Genomic DNA, 17,492 nt, shown 5'->3' on the forward strand with positions numbered 1-17,492 from the left:
GGCGGATTACCCGGCAATTTTCGATACCGGTCAGTTCCGAGTCAAGGTTCCGGAGGCATCTGCGGTCATCCGTAAGGTGGAGCTCGTGGTGGAAGAACGCAGCGCCCCGGCCATCGGTTTCGACCTCGACCTGACCCTGATCGACGCGCGTCCCGGCATGGTGCGCGCGATGGGAGCGGTCAACGCCGAGTTCGGCACCCAGGTGGACGCGCAGCACTTCGCCGCGAACCTGGGGCCGCCGCTGGACCACGTGCTGCGCGGCTACGGCTTCGACGAGCCGCTCATCGAGCGGATGGTCGCCCACTTCCGCGCGATCTACCCGACCGTGGTCATCGGGGACACCGTCGCCCTGCCGGGCGCGGAGGAATCGCTGGATGCGGTTCGCGATCGCGGAGCGCGGTCCCTGGTGATCACCGGCAAGTACGAGCCGAACGCCGCGCTGCACCTCAAGGCGCTGGGGTGGGAGGTCGACCGGCTGGCGGGCGAGGTCTTCGCCGAGGCCAAGGGCGACGTGCTGCGCGCCGAGGGCGCCACCATCTACGTCGGCGACCACCACGGCGACATCGCCGGGGCGAAGGCCGCGGGCGCGCTCGCCGTCGGTGTGGCCACCGGGCCCTACACCGCCGGGCAGCTGCGCGAGCTCGGCGCCGACGTGGTGCTCGGCGAGCTCACCGAGTTCCCGGCCTGGCTCGCCGAGAACGCCTAGGTCAGGACGCCGGGGAGCCGCGGTCGCGGCGCGCCCGCACGATCGAGGCGATCACGCCGAAGATCAGTCCCGCCGGGCACAGCAGGGCGGCGGCGTTCAGCCAGACCGGCAGGTTCGTGTGACCCGCGGCGTACAGCGCGAAGATCGCGATGATGGCGGCCAGGCCGAGGCCGAACAGCACCAGCGCGGTCGGCAGCAGCGCGGATCGGCGAGTGGTATCTGCCATGCGAGCAGCGTATTCAACCGGCTTCCGGGCGGGGCAGCGGGTCTTGGTCGATAAGGATGAGTGATTTCTCCCGTCTACGCGGTAGGCTTGGTACGACGCGTCCCGGCGCGCGCAACCTGCGTGGCGTTTACGGGGCGCTTTCGTCGTGACGGGCCTGTTCCCGCCGCGATGTGCCATGGCAGACGGGACCCGGGCAGCGGGTCAGCGCATTCGACAGGGAACGGTGAGGACAGTGCCGACCGGCAGGGTCAAGTGGTTCGACTCGGAAAAGGGCTTCGGCTTCCTGACCCAGGATGGTGGTGAGGACGTCTACGTGCGCGCCTCCGCGTTGCCATCCGGTGTGGATGCGCTCAAGACCGGGCAGCGCGTCGACTTCGACATGGCGCAGGGCCGCCGCGGCCCGCAAGCGCTGAAGGTCAAGTTACTGGACGCGCCGCCGTCGGTCGCGGAGGCGCGCCGCCGCCCCGCCGACGAGTTGCACGGCATGGTCGACGACATGATCAAGCTGCTCGAGGCGAAGGTGCAGCCCGAGCTGCGCCGGGGGAAGTACCCGGACCGCAAGACGGCCAAGACCATCGGCGAGGTGGTCCGCGCGGTCGCCCGCGAACTCGACCCGGGCGGCAACTAGGACGCCAAGGCGCCTTGGGAGATGTTTCAGTTCGGGCTTGCGTGGCGGTGCCGGTGGCCGAACCTGACGCGTCGTGTGGCTGCGGGATCCATTCCTCGAGTAGCGGCCTACGCGGCGTCGCGGCTGTCCTCGCCACACGACGCGTCAGAACCCGCGGCGGTGCGAGCTGAGTCCCGCACCGCATGCGGCTCCGCCGCACACCGCAAGGACCCCTGGAACTGTCCGGGCATTTCGGGCTCCGGAGGCGCCACAGTTTTAGAGGACATTTCAGTTTGGGGTTTGCGTGGCGGTGCCGGGAGCGGAACCTCAGACGCCGCCGGGCTGCGGGATCCGCGACTTGAGTAGCCACCTGCGCGGCGCTGCGGCTGTCCTCGTCCGACGACGTCTGAGAACCCGCCGCGGCGCGAGCTGAGTCCCGCATCGCACGCGGCTCCGCCGCATTCTGCAAGGACTCCTTAGGCAGAACTGTCGGATGGGTGGGTCACTCGTGGACGTTGAGGACCCAGCTGCCGCCGATGCCGAACTGGACGCCGCCGTCCGGTCCCGCGGTGAGCAGGGCGGAGAACTGCTGGACCTCGACGTGCTCGATGCGCGCCGCGTCCGGCGGCAGGTGCAGGGTGTAGGCGTGCCGGGTGTCCGGCGGGAAGACCTCGCTGCGGCTCTCGACCTCGTTGCCCGCGATGTCGCGGTAGATGAAGGCGACCTGCCACGGGGTCGACGCGACCTCGTTCGGCACTGAGATCTGCAGCGGATCGCGGCCGGTCATGCGCAGCTCACCGGCCGGATCGGCGGGCGGCTTCGAGCAGTCCTGCCCGGTCGGGTCGCAGTACTGGGCCGGCTTCACCTCCACCGAGTTCCCGTGGGAGTAGAAGGTGACCTCCGGGTCGCTGGGCGCTCCGCACCCGGCGGCGAGCGTGACGGCGGCCACGGCCAGCAGCGGCTTCAGTCCTCGATGCACGCCGCTGAGCCTACGACCCGACCGATGAGCGCGCGGTGGCCGGTGCGCGGCGGGGCAGCGGTGGCAGCAGGCTCGACCCCCGGCCGCACAGGATCGTCTGCGCTAGCACCAGCGCCAGCAGCGCCGCGACCACGGCGAACCCGATCCAGTACACCGGTGGCAGCAGCACGCCGAGCGCGCCGCCGAACACCCAGCTCAGCTGCAGCACGGTCTCGGAACGGCCGAACGCCGAGGCCCGGGACTCCTCGGGCATGTCACGCTGGATCACCGCGTCCAGGCACACCTTGGCCAGCGCGCTCGCCGTCGCGCCGACCAGGCCCAGCGTCACCGCGAGCGGGAGGCCGGCCAGCACGGCCGCGCAGGCCACCACAGCCAGCACCGAGCTCAGGCAGGCGATGATCGTGCGGTTCGGCTTGTCGAACTGCATCCGCGAGCCGATGGCGTTGCCCAGGAAGCTGCCGCATCCCGCTGCGCCGCCGACCATGCCCAGCAGCACCAGCTGCATCTGCGGTTCGTGCTGGGTGTTGTGCTTGATCACGAACGCGGCGAACAGCGTCAGGAACCCGGTGAGCAGCCGGACGCCTCCGTTGCCCCACAGCGCCACCACCACGTGCGCGCTCAGTGCCACCTTGCGGGACTGCCTCGGCTGCGGGTTCAGCGAGGTGCGCAGCTCGCCCTCGGTGCTCTCCACCCAGCCGGGGATGCGCAGGCACAGCCACCCGCCGCCCGCGGCGAGCGCGGCCATGAACCACAGCGCGCCCTCCGAACCCAGCAGCCAGGCGACCGCGGAGGCGATCCCGCCGAGAACGCCGCCTGCGGCCAGGCCGAAGGTGGTCAGCCGCGAGTTCGCCTTGGTCAGCGTGATCTGGTCGGGCAGCACCCGGGGAGTCATGGCCGAGCGCAGCACCGTGAACGACTTCGACAGCACCATGCAGCCGAGCGCGGCCGGGTACAGCAACCAGCTGTCGAAGTTCAGCGCCATCACCCCGGCGAGCACCACTCGGACGCCGAACGAGGCGGCGAGGGCGACGCGGCGGCCCTGCTGCAGCCGGTCCAGCGCGGGGCCGATCACCGGTGCGATCACCGCGAACGGGGCCATCGTGATCAGCAGGTACAGCGCGACCTTGTCCCGGCTCTCGGCGGTGGCCGCGGAGAAGAACAGGGTGTTGGCCAGCGCGACGGCCATCGCGGCGTCGACGGCGTAGTTGCCCATCACCGCGTAGGTGAACTTCGCCAGTCCGGAGCGATCGGCGCCGTCGGCGTGGGCCAGCGAGAAGAACGCGCGCATCGCGCGCTGGGTCAGGTCCTTGCTGCGCCACCCCACGACCCGGGTGACGGTGATCTTCTTGGGGCCGCGCGGCCCGTTCGGGGCGTCCGCGGACCCGGCTTCCGCGCTCTCGGGTTCCTCGGCGGGATCCGCTCGCCCGGCGGTGTCCCGCGGCGCTTCCCCAGCGTGGTTCCGATCGTGCTCGGCGCGTCCCGGGTGGTCCTCGGGAAGCGGCGGCAGCGGCCCGGTCCGGCCGTCGTAGTCCGGGTCGTGCTGCCAGGGGTAGCGCCGCGCGGACTCCGGAGGGCCCTCGAACCGCTGCGTCGAGTGCGTCCCGTCGTGGTAGTCGCCGCGCTTGCCGCGCTGCCCGGCACCCCAGCCGGCCCGCCCCGAAGGGTCCCCGCGCTTCCCCATGGCTCCCATCCTGCCTCACCGGCACCGCAAACCCGGATAACCCGTCGAACCGGACACCGACGCCTCGCCGCGACCGATCAGGCGGGCGCGAACCGCACCCGAAAGATCGTCGGCCAGTTCTTCCCGGTCAGCAGGAACTCGTCGGTCCCGGGCACCGCGGCGATGCCGTTGAGCACGCCCGCGCGCGCCTGCTGCTCCGGGCTCAGCAACCCCGAGGCGTCGACCACCGCGGTGACCTGCCCGGTCGCGGGGTCGATCCGCACGATCTGATCGCTGTGCCAGATGTTGGCCCACACCGACCCGCCGGAGCAGTCCAGCTCGTTGAGCTCCTGCACCGGGCGGCCGTCCAGCGCCACCCGGACCGAGCCCACCTGCTCGAACGAGACCGGGTCCCGGAAGGTCAGCCGGTCGCTCCCGTCGCTCATCACCAGTCGCGAGCCGTCGTGGCACAGGCCCCAGCCCTCGCCCGCGTAGTCCACTCGCCGCAGCTCGCGCAGGGTTCGCCGGTCGCGTTCGAAAGCAACCCCTTCCTCCCAGGTGAGCTGCCAGATACGGTCGTTCGTGACGGTGATCCCCTCACCGAAGAAGGCTGCGGGCAGCGGCGCCTCGGTCAGCACCGAACCACTGGTCAGGTCCGTGGCGCGCAGCAGCGACGAGCCGCGCTTCCCGGTGCCTTCGTAGAGGGTCCCGTCGGCGATTTCGAAGCCCTGAGTGAACGAGGAGCGATCGTGCGGGAGCGTGTTGATCACCTCGGCTCGCAGGTGTGGCACGCTTCCCGAGTGCCTCACGCCCTGATCGGTCTGCTCGCGGTCGTCCTGGCCGTCGCGCTGCGCTGGTACATGCGGCGCGCACGCGACACCCAGGGCGAAGGTGAGCAGCACGCAACACAAGACACGTCCGTTTCGGGCCAGTCGCACCCCGAAAGCCTGACACGGCTCGCCGCGCAGGCACAGCCGCGTGCGGCCGAGAGGTCGTACGGCACAATCGGACGTGTGACGCCTATGCCTGCTCCGATGACCAGCCCAGGCGCGGACGCCCGGTACGACGATGCCGGGCAGCCTGCCGCCGAGCCGTTGAACCCGGAGCTCGCCGCGGCGGAGGACGTCGCGCGAGCTGCGGCGGAGGACGAGACGCGGCCCGGTCCGGACCCGCTCGGTTCGCCGGTCCTGTCAGTCGACGCCGCTTCGCCGGAACCGGTGGGTGCGCACGTCGGGGTCGAGCCCGAGGGGCCGAACGCCGTCACGCACTACTTCGAGTCGAACTACCCCGGTTATGTCGGGTGGCGCTGGGCGGTCACCGTCGCCAGCGTCGGCCCGGGCGAACCGGTGACCGTCAGCGAGGTCGTCCTGCTGCCCGGTCCCACGGCGCTGACGGCGCCGGACTGGGTGCCGTGGCGAGACCGGGTCCGGCCGGGAGATCTCGGCGCCGGTGATCTGCTGCCGCCCAGCGCGGAGGATCGCAGGCTCGCCCCGGGACACCTGGCCGCCGATGATCCGGGACTGGGCGACCTGGCCGACGAGGTCGGCCTCGGCCGCAAGCGGGTGCTCAGCTTCGAGGGCCGCGTCGATGCCGCCGAGCGCTGGTACGCGGGCGAGTTCGGTCCGGACTCCGAGACCGCGCGACTGGCCCCGGCGGCCTGCGGCACCTGCGGTTTCTTCGTCAAGCTCGCCGGTTCGATGGGCAGCGCCTTCGGCGTGTGCGGCAACGAGCAGGCGCCCGCCGATGGCCGGGTGGTCAGCGTCGAGTTCGGCTGCGGCGCGCATTCCGAGGTCGAGGTGGACGTGTCCTCGACCGTTCCGGTCGCCGAGGTCGTCTACGACGACACCACGCTGGACTTCGAGCCGCGCTCCACGGGGCGCGGGTGAGCGAGCCGAACCACTTCGGTGCGGCCGCGCTGCGGCACGGCGTGCTGCAGTCCTGGGACGCCTCGCCGACGCGGTTCCGGGAGGACGCCAACGCCGAGGAGGACCTTCGCCTCGGCGGCTATCGCGACCGGTTGCTGGTCGAGCTGGCGCAGAACGCGGCCGATGCCGCGGGCACCGGCGGCGTGCTGCGGGTCGAATCGACCGGCCGGGAGCTGCGGGTCGCCAACACCGGCGCGCCGCTGACTCCGGACGGCGTGGCGGCGCTCGCCTCGCTGCGCGCGTCGGCCAAGCGCGAGGGTGCGACCGTCGGCCGCTTCGGCGTGGGTTTCGCCGCCGTGCTGGCGGTTTCCGATTCGCCGCGCGTCGTGTCGAGCTCCGGTGCGGTGGAGTTCTCCGCTGAGCGCACCCGGGACGCGGTCGCCGACCTGCCCGGTCCCGCCGTGGAGATGCGGCGGCGCGAGGGCGCGGTTCCAGTGCTGCGGCTGCCCTGGGAGGTCGACGACCGGCCGCCCGAGGGGTTCAGCACCGAGGTCCGGTTGCCGCTGCGCGCCGACGTGGACGCCGACGCGCTGCTGACCGCTTGCGCCGAACAAGCTCCCGACCTGCTGCTGGCGCTGCCCGCGCTGACCGAGATCGGGGTCGGCGCGCAGACCTGGACCCGCACCGACGAGACCGATGACCGCGTCCTCGTGGCGGGGCCGGCGCGCAGCGACCGGTGGGTGGTGCACCGAGCGTCCGGTGAGCTCGGCGACTCCGTTCTGGAAGGCGTCGGTGTCGAGGCCAGGGACGGCGCGCGCTGGCGGATCGCCTGGGCGGTACCGGTGGACGCCGAGGGCAGGCCGGAACCGCTGAGCGAGGACGTGCTGCACACGCCGACGCCGACCGAGGAGCGCCTGTCGGTGCCCGCGCGGCTGCTGGCCGACGTGCCGGTGGAGGCCGACCGGCGGCGGGTCGCCGCCTCGCCGGCCACCGACGCGGTGCTGACCTTCGCGGCGGAGAGCTACCCGGCGCTGGTGGACAAGCTGACCGCCGAGCACCGCACCGCCATGGTCCCGTTGCCCGGCTTCCCGTTGTCCGATGTGGATGACACGTTGCGCCAGCGGATCGGGGACCGGTTGCGGGTGGTGCCCTGGCTGCCCGGCGCCGGCGACGAGTTCGTCGCGCCGGTGGAAGCCCGCGTGCTGGAGCACGTTTCGCCCGAGCTGGTCGAGCTGCTGCACGAGGTCGTCCCGGGCCTGCTCGCCGCCGAGCTGTCCGAGCGCGGGCATCGCGGTTCGCTGCAGGCCCTCGAGGTCCGGCGGGTCGGTGCGGCCGAGCTGGTCGAGGCCGTCACCGGCTTGCAGCGGACGCCGCACTGGTGGCGTCGGCTGTACGACGCGCTCGCGCCGATCGAGGACTCCGACCCGGTGGCCCACGAGGAGTTCACCGCGCTGCCGGTGCCGCTGGCCGACGGTCGCACCGTCAGCGGGGTTCGCGATGTGCTGCTGGGGCAGCAGGACGCCGATCCGGACCCGGCCACCCTGCTGTCCACGCTGGACATCTCCGGACTGCGGATCGCGCATCCCGAGGCGACCCACCCGCTGCTGGCCAAGCTCGGGGCGCATTCCGCCGGTCCGGCCGAACTCCTGGACGCCCCGCCGCTGTCCGAGGCGGTGCGCGGCAGCGTCTCCGACGCGCTCGCGGGCGTCGACGTGCGCCCGCTGGCCGAAGCGGTGTTGCGGCTGGTCTCCGAGGCCGGTTCGCGCGACTGGCTGGGTTCGCTGGCTCTGCCCACCGCCGACGGTGACTTCCGCCGGGCGGACGAGTTGCTGCTGCCCGAGGCCGCGCTGCTGGACGTGCTGGATGCCGAGCACATCGGCGACGACGGCCCGTTGTCCACATTGGACGAAGACTTCGCCGGGGAGTGGTCCGATGACCTGCTGCTCTCGGTCGGCGTGCTGGACGGTTTCGCCGTGCACGTCGAGGAGGACCCGGCCGAGCCCGACGAGGACTTCGGCGACTCGCACCTGTGGTGGACCGAGCGGGAGGCCGCCGCACCGGCGGAATGGCCGCCCGCGCGGTTCGCGGCGGTTCGCGACCTGGACCTCGTCGCCGACGACGCCTGGCCCGCGGCGCTCCGGCTGCTGGTGAGCCAACCCGAAACGCTGCGCGCGCTGCGCGAGCCCGGCAACTACACGCGCTGGTGGATCGCCCGCTACGCGCTGCTGGCCGGACGTCCGCCGCGCCAGTGGCGAATGCCCGGTGCCGAGGATCTCGCCGGGCTCTACGACCCGGTGCCGGATCTGGAGCTTCCCGCGGAGGCGCTGCTGCTGGCGGGCGTGCGCGCCGAGCTGCGCATCGACGACGCGGAGGACGCCGCGGACCTGCTGCGCAGGCTCGGGGATCCGCAACGGGCGGTGCGCGCGGGCACCGCGCTGCGCGCGCACCGGGTGCTGTCCGAGGCGGTCGGCGCGGGAACCGTTGATCCGTCCGAATTGGACCCGCCGGAGCAGGTGCGCTCGATCTCCGGAGCCGTGGTCAGCACCGGCCGGGCAGTCGTGCTGGACGAGCCGTGGATGCTCTCGGTGCTGGACGCTCCGCTGGTCGTCGCCGGTGGCAGCCCGGAGCGCTTCGACGCCGAGGCGCTCGCCGAGCTCCTGGACCTGCCGCTGTCCTCGGAGGAGAACTCGATGCGCGTCGAGACTGCGGGGGAGCGGACCGAGCCCTGGGCCGAGATCGCCCGCGTTCCGGGCGCCTGCGAGCTGCTGGGCATCCCGGTGCCCTCCGGTGCGATCGCGCTGCACGACAAGCTGTTCGTGCAGACCCGGGAGGGGCAGCGGCAGGTGCACTGGTGGGTCGCCTCGGATGGTGCGGTGCACGCCGAACGCGCTCCGGACGGGCTCGCTCGCGCGCTGGCCTGGGCGGCGGACTGCTGGCACGAACGCTTCGCCCTCGCGGCCCTGCTCGCCGATCCGGAAGCCACGACGTTGCTGCGCTGACTGCGCTGTCCGGATGAACCTGATCCACAAGCCCCACCCGTTCGTGTGATGAAGGGCATGATCCCGGTCCAAACGTCCGGTCTTCGGGAGCTTCTGGATGTCGCGCTTGTGGCTGGCGATGACGCTGGTCGGAATTCTGGTGGGCTTCGCGGCGGTCGCCGCCGGCGGTGCCGGCGTCACCTGGGCGGTGTGGTCGGCGGCACGCGAGGCGCAATCACCGCCCGATCCGGCGAGAGTGGTCTGGAGCAGCTCCGGTGGTGGGGAAGAGCCGCTGGGCAGTTGGGTCTCCGGGGGCTCGCTGATCGTCGCCCGGCACAGCTCGCTGACCGCCTACCGCGGGGAGGACGGCGAGAACGTCTGGCGGGCCACCGGTCGCAGCCTGTCCCCCGAGAGGCGGGCCGACGCGCTGTGCGGCATGAGCCGGGGCACCCGCAACGGGCTGGGGATCGTCGCCTACGGCATCGCGACCAGCGACGTGGCGGTGAACTGCACCGGCATCGCCCTGATCGACCTGCGCACCGGCGAACCGATCTGGCGCCGGTCGCTGCCCGCCGGGCCGGGTCGCGGCGTGCGCGCCGAGTTCGTCGGCAACGCGGTGCTGGCGAGTTGGGACGGGCACTTCCTGGCCGCGCGGGCCGGGGACGGCGGCGAGATCTGGCGCTGGAGCGTCCCGGAGGGCTGCCACCCGAGCGGGCCTGCCTTGGGCCGAACGGTCGTGGTCCCGGTTCGCTGCGCGAGCGGTCGCAAGTACCTCCAGCTGCTGGGCGCCGCGGACGGCTCGCGGAGGGGCGCCGCCGACCTCGGCGGAGTCGCGGGGCGCTCGGTGGCGATCTCGACGGATCCCCCCGCCGTCGTCGACGACACCGCGCGGCCGGGCCGCGTCCTGCTCTTCGACGAATCAGCCCGGCGCACCGGCGTCCTGGAGGTCGAGGGGCCGAGGGGTTCGCTCGACGTGCTGCCCGCCAACGCGCCGCGGCCGGGTTTCCCGCGCCGCTTCCCGTTCGTCATCGGCGACGGAATCCTGACCGGCACGGTAGCCGGGGGCCGGTTCATCACCACGGCCGACCTGCGGCGCGACGACCGCGGCCCGGGCCGTCCCGCGGCGGGTCACGGCACCCGGCCGATCGGACGGACCGGGGAGGGAGTCGTGTTCGCGGCGCCAGGTGACGTCGGGGTGTTCACCTACGGCTCGCGCGGCCGCGAGGTCGAGCTGGGGCGGATCAGCGAGGTCGCTCCTCGTGGTGACGATCTGCACTGGGTAGGCGGCGTCCTCTACGGAGTGAGCACCGAGGATCCCCAGATGTACGCGGTGCGGTCAGCACGGCCCTGACGGCCCCGCGGGCTAGTCCGAACGCCCGAAAAGCTCCCCAAGCTTCAACCATTCGCGCGGGAAAGGCGTCGTGATCCCGATGGTCCGCGACGACGGCGACCTCGTGTTGTTGAGCGCGGCGGGCGGAATGCGGACCGCGTCCAACGCTCTCCTGGACGACCTCGGCGACCCGATCGTCGATGACGCCGAGCCCGAGATCGTCTCCGTCTTCGACGGATCGGCCGAGCACGCGGGCGGGCTGCATCTCGCACCGCCGGAGGGGGCGGACCTGGGAGAGGGGATGGACGGGCGCGCCGACGTCCTGCCGTACACCGATGCTCGATCCGGCCTTCCGGAGCGCCACCCGTTCGCCGTCCGGGACGGCGAGTTGATCTTCACCGTCGACGACGGCGAGCTGATCTCCGCCTACGACGGCGAGAACGATTCGCTGACGACGATCAGCTCCCCGCGCGGCCGGATCGTCCGGCTGGCTGCCACGGAGGAGGGAATCGTGTTCGCGGGAGCGGGAGACGTGGGCGCCTTCACCCACGTCCTGCCGAACAGCCGCAACGCGCACCTCGGCCGCATCGAGCGCGCCGTCGCTGTCAGCTGTCCAGGCCGGACAATCCCTGCCAGGAACCGCGGGAGCCGCGCCGCGCGGCGCTGCGCTGCCAGCGGAAGACGCCGTAGCCGATGACGCCGAGCGTCGTGCCCGCCACCGCGGTCCAGAAGTGGACGTCCAGGCTGCCGTCGGCGGCGTCGCGCCAGCCGAGGACCACGGCGGCGACGAGCCACAGCGCCGTGCCGAGCAGCACGACCGGGGTCGGGTCCGCGAGCCTGCGCGGCAGGCCGGGGACCGGTCGGTGGTGGGCGTCCGAGGGGGCGCTTTCGCCGTCTTGTGCCACGTCAGGCAGGCTACTCCCGGTAACAACGGCCCGCGCACAGGCCACCGGAAGTTGGAAAGTCACATGGTGGAGACGACCGAACGCACTACGTCATTACTGGACCGCTATTTCAAGATCACCGAGCGCGGGTCGAGCCTGAGCAGAGAGCTTCGCGGCGGACTGGTCACGTTCGTCACAGTGGCCTACATCATCGTGCTCAACCCGCTGATCCTCGGCAGTCACTCCGCCACCGACGCCGGCGCCAAGCGCGACGTGCTGGGCAACATCCTGCCGATCCCGCAGGTCGCGGCCGCCACGGCGCTGGTCGCCGGGGTGATGACCATCCTGTTCGGCTTGATCGCCAACTACCCGTTCGCGATCGCCACCGGGCTGGGCATCAACACGCTGCTCGCCGTGACCATCGCTCCGCAGGTCACCTGGCCGGAGGCGATGGGTCTGGTCGTCGTGGACGGCCTGGTGATCCTGGTGCTGGTGGCCACCGGCTTCCGCAAGGCCGTGTTCGACGCCGTTCCGCCCGAGCTCAAGGCCGCTATCGCGGTCGGCATCGGCCTGTTCATCTCCTTCGTCGGCCTGGTCGACTCCGGGTTCGTGCGCCGGTTGCCGGACGCCGCCGACACCACCGTCCCGGTCGGGCTCGGCATCGACGGTTCGATCGCGTCCTGGCCGACCGCGGTGTTCGTCTTCGGGCTGGTGCTGACCTCGATCATGGTCGCCCGCAACGTGCGGGGCGGCATTCTGATCAGCGTCACGGTCACCACGGTGCTCTCGATCATCATCGAGTCGATCTTCCACGCCGGTTCCTCCAGCGAGACCGGCAAGACGGGCTGGAACCTGGGGTACCCGGCGCTGCCGGAGCAGGTCGCCGGGCTGCCGGACCTGTCGCTGGTCGGTGACATCTCCTTCGGCGCCTTCACCCGGCTGCCCGCGCTGGCCGCCGCGATGCTGGTGTTCACCCTGGTGCTGGCCAACTTCTTCGACGCCATGGGCACCATGACCGGGCTGAGCAAGGAAGCCGGCCTGGCCGACAAGGACGGCAACGTGCCGGGCATCGGCAAGGCGCTGGCTGTCGAGGGTCTCGGCGCGGTCGCCGGTGGTGCGGGTTCGGCGAGTTCCAACACCGTGTTCGTCGAGTCGGCCTCGGGCATCGCCGAGGGCGCTCGCACCGGTCTGGCCAACGTGGTCACCGGCGTGCTGTTCCTGGCCGCGATGTTCCTGACGCCGCTCTACCAGGTGGTGCCGGTCGAGGCCGCCGCTCCGGCGCTGGTCGTGGTCGGCGCGATGATGCTGGCCCAGATCCGGCAGATCGACCTCGGCGACTTCACCGTCGCGCTGCCGGCGTTCCTGACGATCGTGGTCATGCCGTTCACGTACTCGATCGCCAACGGCATCGGGGCCGGGTTCGTCAGCTACGTGCTGCTGCGCGCCTTCGGCGGCCGGTCCCGGGAGATCCACCCGCTGATGTGGGTCGTCGCGGCCGCCTTCGTGCTCTACTTCGCCTCCGGGCCGCTGAGCGCCGCGCTGGGCGTCTGAGGGTTCGTCAGGTCGCGGGTGCGCCGCCCGCGACACGGGTTCTTGCTGGTCCGCACCGGTGAACCGGAGGAGGCGCCGCCGGTTCGCCGGTGCTTTCGCGGCCGGATGGCCTCGATCGCATCTCCTTGGTCGAGAATGCGATGCATTCGCGGATTCTGTCGCTAGGGTGGACGGCCACTGGTCCCAAACGGATCGGTTTGTCCGAATTACCCGACATAGTTTGGTAGACTAACGACGTGTCCGATATTGCGGAGCGCGAGCGCACCCTGTCGAGCCGGCTGCGGCTCGCGGTCGTTCGCCTGAACCGACGGTTGCGCGCGCAGCGCGCCGACACGCACATCACGCTGTCCCAGTTGTCGGCCATGTCGTGCCTGCACAAGGCCGGGTCGATGACTCCGGGAGAGCTCGCGGCCAAAGAGGGGGTCCAGCCTCCCTCGATGACCAGGGTGATCGCCGCCCTGGAGGAGAACGGCCTGGTCGCCCGGCGCGCGCACCCGACCGATGGCAGGCAGGCCATCGTGGAGCTCACGCCCGCGGGAGTGGAACGCATCGAGGAGGAGGTGTCCATTCGCGAGAAATGGCTCGACGAGCACCTCGCGGAGCTGGACGCTGAAGAACGTGCGGTGCTCTGCCGCGCGTCCGAGATCATCGACCGATTGGCGAGTCGGTGATGACCGAGCGCTGAAAGGCGGTCCGACCGAGCGTGGTTGACCAGTCCCGTTCCGCGGCCGAAGCGCAGGGCGGCGGTTCGGCCGACCACGCGCAGCGGCGAGGGCGGGGCGCAGGTGGCGGGATGTTCGGCTCCCTGCGAGAGCGCAACTACCGCTACTACGCCTCCGGGCAGGTCGTATCGCTGACCGGCACCTGGATGCAGCGCGCCGCCCAGGACTGGCTCGTGCTGACGCTGTCCGGCGGCAGTCCGGCCGCGCTCGGCGTCGCGGTGGCGTTGCAGTTCACCCCGACGCTGCTGCTGACCCTGTGGGCCGGCGTATTCGCCGACCGCTTCGACAAGCGCCGGATCCTGATCGCGACCCAGGTCGCGCTGGGACTGTGCGGCTTCGCGCTGGGCGCCCTGGACCTGTCCGGGTTCGCGCAGCTGTGGCACGTCTACGTGCTGTGCTTCGTGCTCGGCTGCTTCGCGGCGATCGACGCCCCGGTGCGGCAGTCCTTCGTGGTCGAGATGGTCGGTCCCGCGCAGCTGACCAACGCCGTCGCGCTGAACTCGATGACGTTCAACCTCGCGCGCATCGTCGGACCCGCCATCGCGGGAGTCTCGATCACGGCCGTCGGCACCGGCTGGGTGTTCGTGGCCAACGGCCTGAGCTCGGTGGCCGTGGTGACCGGGCTGCTCATGATGGATCCGGCCCGGTTGCACCGGGCCAACGGCAACTCGGCCGAACGCGGGCGCCTGCTCGCGGGCCTGCGCTACGTGCGCAAGCGGCCGGACCTGGTGGTGATCCTGGCGCTGGTGTTCTGCGTCAGCACCTTCGGGATGAACTTCGAATCTACCCTCGCGGTGATGGCGCGCAACGAATTCGGCCACAACGCCTCCGGTTACGGGCTGCTGATCACCAGCCTCGCCGTCGGCACGCTCTCCGGCGCCGCGCTGGCCGCGCGCCGCAGCGGCAAGCGCGGCGGGACGCGGGTGCGGGTGATGCTCATCGGCGCCGGCGTGTTCGGCGCGCTGGAAGTGCTGGCGGGGATGATGCCCACCTACGAGTTCTTCGCGCTCGCGCTGGTCCCGGTCGGGGTGGCCGTGATGACCTTCACCACCAGCGCGAACTCCAATGTGCAGCTCTCGGTAGAGCCGACCATGCGGGGCCGGGTGATGGGCCTGTACATGCTGTTGTTCATGGGCGGCAAGCCGCTGGGCGGGCTCGCCTCGGGCTGGCTCGCGGAGGCCTTCGGCCCGCGCTGGCCGATCCTGCTCGGCGGCGCGCTGTCGTTGGCCGCCGCGATCGCCGGTGCGGCGGTGCTGGCCCGGCGAAGATCCGGGGTTGCCGAGGGGGAGCAGGTTAGGCTAACCTAAAACACGTCCGCTTCGTGGTGGGAGCGGCAGTCAGTTCGGGAACAGATCGAGCCCCGGCCTCCTTCGGGAGGTCGGGGCTCGATCATGTCGGCGGTCGGCTTGTCGGAGCACTGACCACCGGTCTCACCGCGCGGCTCAGGGCAGCAGGAGCCCGTTCTTGCCCGCGCGGGCGGCTTCGAAGCGCTTGGCGACCTCGTCCCAGTTGACGACGTTCCACAGCTGCTTGACGTAGTCCGCCTTCACGTTGCGGTACTGCAGGTAGTACGCGTGCTCCCAGATGTCGAAGACCAGCAGCGGGGTCGTGGTGATCGCCAGGTTGGAGTGGTGGTCGCGCAGCTGCTGGGTGATCAACCGCTCGCCGATCGGGTCCCAGGCCAGCACGCCCCAGCCGTTGCCCTGGATCGTGGTGCTCACGGCCTCCATCTGGGCGCGGAACTTGTCGAACGAGCCGAAGTGCTCGTCGATGGCGGCGGCCAGTTCGCCGGTGGGCTTGTCGCCGCCGCGCGGGGACAGGATCTTCCACCACACCAGGTGCATCCCGTGGCCCGCGAGGTTGAAGGCCAGCGTGGTCTCCAGGCCGACGATCGAGGAGAAGTCGCCCTTGTCGCGCGCCTCGGCGATCTTCTCGATCGTGTCGTTGGCGCCCTTGACGTAGGTCGCGTGGTGCTTGCTGTGGTGCAGCTCGTTGATCTCCCCGGAGATCGCCGGCTCCAGCGCGGCGTAGTCGTAGTCCAGCTCCGGCAACACGTACTCGGCCACCAGGTAACTCCCTCCGATTATCAACATCGCCTATCTGTTGCCACCCTATTGCAACAACCCATCATTGGCCACACGGCACCCGAGACGCCCGCACCCAACCCCTGGAACGCACGCGCATCCCCAAGACGCACGAACCCCACGGCACGCACGAAACCCCGCCAAACCCCAAAAACCGCGAAAAAACGCACCCCGATTCCCAGGGAATTCGGGGTGCGGAATTCCAGGCAATTCCGTCAGCGGGGTGCTGTGCGGGTGGGGCGGTGGGGGTTGTGGCTGGTGGGTGGAGTTACGTCGCTCTCAGGTCGCGGATCCCGGGGTTCGGCGGCGTCCGGGGTTGCGCTCCCGGCGCCGCCGCGCAAACCCCGAGCTGAAACATCTCCTCAAGGGAGGGGCCAGGTGTGCACGGGGGCGCCGTCGTCGGCCAGGTGGACGTAGTGGCTGAGCATGGTGCTCAACGCCGTGGTGCGGTCGAGTCCGCGGGATTCCAGCGCGGCCACCGCGTTGCGCTGCCAGGTGGCGCCGTTCTGCTTCGCCTTGCAGCGCTGCTCGATGACACCGAGCAGGTGATCGCGCGCCGCTTCGGAGACGCCGCAGTTCGCCAAGCCCTCGTGGGCCATCGGCAGGAGCTTGCGCAGGACGAGTTCGTCCGGGGTGACCCAGCCGAGGCTGGGCCAGTAGAGGTGCGCGTCGAAACCGTTGCGGGCGCCGGAGAAGAAGTTCTCCTCGGCCGCCGCGAACGACATCTGCGTCCACAGTGGCCGGTCCTGCTCGGTGAGCGCGCGCTGGGCGCCGTAGAAGAACGCGGCGTTGGCGACCGTGTCGACCACCGACGGTCCGGCGGGCAGCACCCGGTTCTCCACCCGCAGGTGCGGAACGCCGTCGACCAGGTCGTAGACCGGGCGGTTCCACCGCCAGATGGTGCCGTTGTGCATCCGGAGCTCGTTGAGCCGGGGAGCGCGGCCCGCGTCGAGCGCCGCGACCGGATCCTCGTCCTCCGGTTCGGGTAAGAGCGCGGGGAAGTAGCGGACGTTCTCCTCGAACAGGTCGAAGATCGAGGTGATCCAACGCTCCCCGAACCACACCCGCGGCCGCACGCCCTGGTTGCGCAGCTCCATGGGCCGGGTGTCGGTGGCCTGCAGGAACAGCGGTACGCGGGTCTCGTGCCAGAGCGCCTTGCCCAGCAGGAACGGCGAGTTCGCCCCGATGGCCACCTGCACGCCCGCCAGGCACTGCGCGGCGTTCCAGTGCGCGGCGAAGTCCTCCGGCGCGACTTGCAGGTGCAGCTGCACCGAGGTGCAGGCGGACTCCGGGGCGATCGAATCGGCGTAGGAGCGCAACCGCTCCACCGGGCCGTCCCCGAGCGGAACGCCCTCCATGTCCAGCAGCATCTCCTCGCCGCGGGCCAGGATGATCTGCTCGTTGAGCACCGAGTAGCGCGACATGCCCGTCAGCGAGCTCGGGTCGAGGTGCAGGTTGCGCAGCGTCGGCAGGGTGCCGATCATGACCACCTTCGCCCCGGCGTCCTTGGCGGAGTCATCGGCGCGCTCCAGGGCCGCGCGAATCCGCTCCTCCAGGTGCAGCGCGCTGTCGCCAGCCAGGACCCGCGGCTCGACGTTGAGCTCGATGTTCTGCTGGCCCAGCTCGGTGGTGAAGATCGGCTCGCTGATTTTCTCCAGCACCACCAGGTTGGTCATGGACGGTTCCATGTGCTCGTCGACCAAGCACAATTCCATCTCCAGTCCCATCTGCTGATGCGGGAAGGAGAAATTGCCGTCGTTGAGCATCCGGGCGAGCGCGTCGAGACCGCGCTGCATCTTGTTCCGATACCGTTGTCGATCGATCGGCTTGAAGGCGCGATCCGTCACGTGCCATCCCATGCCGTCTCCCCTTGTTCGGCAGCACGTCAGCGCTCAGCGCT

16 protein-coding genes are annotated in these 17,492 nt (G+C 71.0%); 9 read left to right on the forward strand and 7 right to left on the reverse strand.

Annotation, left to right across the window (positions count from 1 at the left end; translation table 11 throughout):
* Nucleotides 1-85: 85 nt before the first annotated feature.
* Nucleotides 86-706, forward strand: coding sequence for an HAD family hydrolase (locus ABD289_RS06190; protein WP_344127532.1), 621 nt, complete (start codon nt 86-88; stop codon nt 704-706).
* A gap of 1 nt (nt 707) precedes the next feature.
* On the opposite strand, the gene ABD289_RS06195 is transcribed toward ABD289_RS06190, so the two are convergent.
* On the reverse strand, nt 708-932 hold the full coding sequence (locus ABD289_RS06195) for a hypothetical protein (protein WP_344127534.1): 225 nt from the start codon (nt 930-932) through the stop codon (nt 708-710).
* A gap of 232 nt (nt 933-1,164) precedes the next feature.
* Between ABD289_RS06195 and ABD289_RS06200 the strand changes: the two genes are divergently transcribed.
* Nucleotides 1,165-1,560, forward strand: coding sequence for a cold-shock protein (locus ABD289_RS06200; RefSeq protein WP_344127537.1), 396 nt, complete (start codon nt 1,165-1,167; stop codon nt 1,558-1,560).
* Between the two features lie 481 nt (nt 1,561-2,041).
* Here the strand turns inward: ABD289_RS06200 and ABD289_RS06205 are convergent, their stop codons facing one another.
* From ABD289_RS06205 to ABD289_RS06215, 3 genes are all read right to left on the reverse strand, one after another.
* The gene (locus ABD289_RS06205) at nt 2,042-2,518 is read right to left on the reverse strand and encodes a DUF2771 family protein (protein WP_344127539.1); all 477 of its coding nucleotides are present in this window, start codon (nt 2,516-2,518) and stop codon (nt 2,042-2,044) included.
* 10 nt (nt 2,519-2,528) lie between these two features.
* A complete protein-coding gene (locus ABD289_RS06210; RefSeq protein WP_344127541.1) occupies nt 2,529-4,199 on the reverse strand; it encodes an MFS transporter in 1,671 nt (556 codons plus the stop codon).
* Nucleotides 4,200-4,276: 77 nt separating this feature from the next.
* On the reverse strand, nt 4,277-5,080 hold the full coding sequence (locus tag ABD289_RS06215) for a glutaminyl-peptide cyclotransferase (RefSeq protein ID WP_344127543.1): 804 nt from the start codon (nt 5,078-5,080) through the stop codon (nt 4,277-4,279).
* A gap of 132 nt (nt 5,081-5,212) precedes the next feature.
* Here ABD289_RS06215 and ABD289_RS06220 point away from each other — a divergent pair, with 132 nt between their 5' ends.
* From ABD289_RS06220 to ABD289_RS06235, 4 genes are all read left to right on the forward strand, one after another.
* Complete coding sequence (locus tag ABD289_RS06220; protein WP_344127545.1) at nt 5,213-6,064, forward strand: DUF3027 domain-containing protein; 852 nt, start codon at nt 5,213-5,215, stop codon at nt 6,062-6,064.
* Nucleotides 6,061-9,042: a sacsin N-terminal ATP-binding-like domain-containing protein gene (locus ABD289_RS06225; protein ID WP_344127547.1), complete on the forward strand. Its 2,982-nt coding sequence runs from the start codon at nt 6,061-6,063 to the stop codon at nt 9,040-9,042. The genes ABD289_RS06220 and ABD289_RS06225 overlap by 4 nt, the downstream gene beginning before the upstream one ends.
* Before the next feature lie 97 nt (nt 9,043-9,139).
* Nucleotides 9,140-10,372: a PQQ-binding-like beta-propeller repeat protein gene (locus ABD289_RS06230; protein WP_344127550.1), complete on the forward strand. Its 1,233-nt coding sequence runs from the start codon at nt 9,140-9,142 to the stop codon at nt 10,370-10,372.
* A gap of 70 nt (nt 10,373-10,442) precedes the next feature.
* On the forward strand, nt 10,443-11,048 hold the full coding sequence (locus tag ABD289_RS06235; protein ID WP_344127552.1) for a hypothetical protein: 606 nt from the start codon (nt 10,443-10,445) through the stop codon (nt 11,046-11,048).
* Here ABD289_RS06235 and ABD289_RS06240 read toward each other — a convergent pair.
* A complete protein-coding gene (locus tag ABD289_RS06240) occupies nt 10,957-11,256 on the reverse strand; it encodes a DUF2530 domain-containing protein (protein WP_344127554.1) in 300 nt (99 codons plus the stop codon). The two genes, ABD289_RS06235 and ABD289_RS06240, sit on opposite strands and share 92 nt — an antisense overlap.
* Nucleotides 11,257-11,319: 63 nt before the next feature.
* Between ABD289_RS06240 and ABD289_RS06245 the strand changes: the two genes are divergently transcribed.
* From ABD289_RS06245 to ABD289_RS06255, 3 genes are all read left to right on the forward strand, one after another.
* Nucleotides 11,320-12,786: an NCS2 family permease gene (locus tag ABD289_RS06245; RefSeq protein WP_344127556.1), complete on the forward strand. Its 1,467-nt coding sequence runs from the start codon at nt 11,320-11,322 to the stop codon at nt 12,784-12,786.
* A gap of 236 nt (nt 12,787-13,022) precedes the next feature.
* Nucleotides 13,023-13,457: a MarR family winged helix-turn-helix transcriptional regulator gene (locus tag ABD289_RS06250; RefSeq protein WP_344127558.1), complete on the forward strand. Its 435-nt coding sequence runs from the start codon at nt 13,023-13,025 to the stop codon at nt 13,455-13,457.
* A gap of 122 nt (nt 13,458-13,579) precedes the next feature.
* The gene (locus ABD289_RS06255) at nt 13,580-14,815 is read left to right on the forward strand and encodes an MFS transporter (RefSeq protein WP_344127560.1); all 1,236 of its coding nucleotides are present in this window, start codon (nt 13,580-13,582) and stop codon (nt 14,813-14,815) included.
* A 135-nt stretch (nt 14,816-14,950) separates the two neighbouring features.
* On the opposite strand, the gene ABD289_RS06260 is transcribed toward ABD289_RS06255, so the two are convergent.
* Both ABD289_RS06260 and ABD289_RS06265 read right to left on the reverse strand, forming a co-directional pair.
* The gene (locus tag ABD289_RS06260; protein ID WP_344127562.1) at nt 14,951-15,574 is read right to left on the reverse strand and encodes a superoxide dismutase; all 624 of its coding nucleotides are present in this window, start codon (nt 15,572-15,574) and stop codon (nt 14,951-14,953) included.
* Between the two features lie 380 nt (nt 15,575-15,954).
* Nucleotides 15,955-17,451, reverse strand: a complete 1,497-nt coding sequence (locus ABD289_RS06265) for a glutamate-cysteine ligase family protein (RefSeq protein WP_344127564.1) — start codon at nt 17,449-17,451, stop codon at nt 15,955-15,957.
* Nucleotides 17,452-17,492: the final 41 nt, after the last annotated feature.

The organism is Saccharopolyspora halophila, from assembly GCF_039531955.1.
Lineage (GTDB): Bacteria > Actinomycetota > Actinomycetes > Mycobacteriales > Pseudonocardiaceae > Saccharopolyspora > Saccharopolyspora halophila.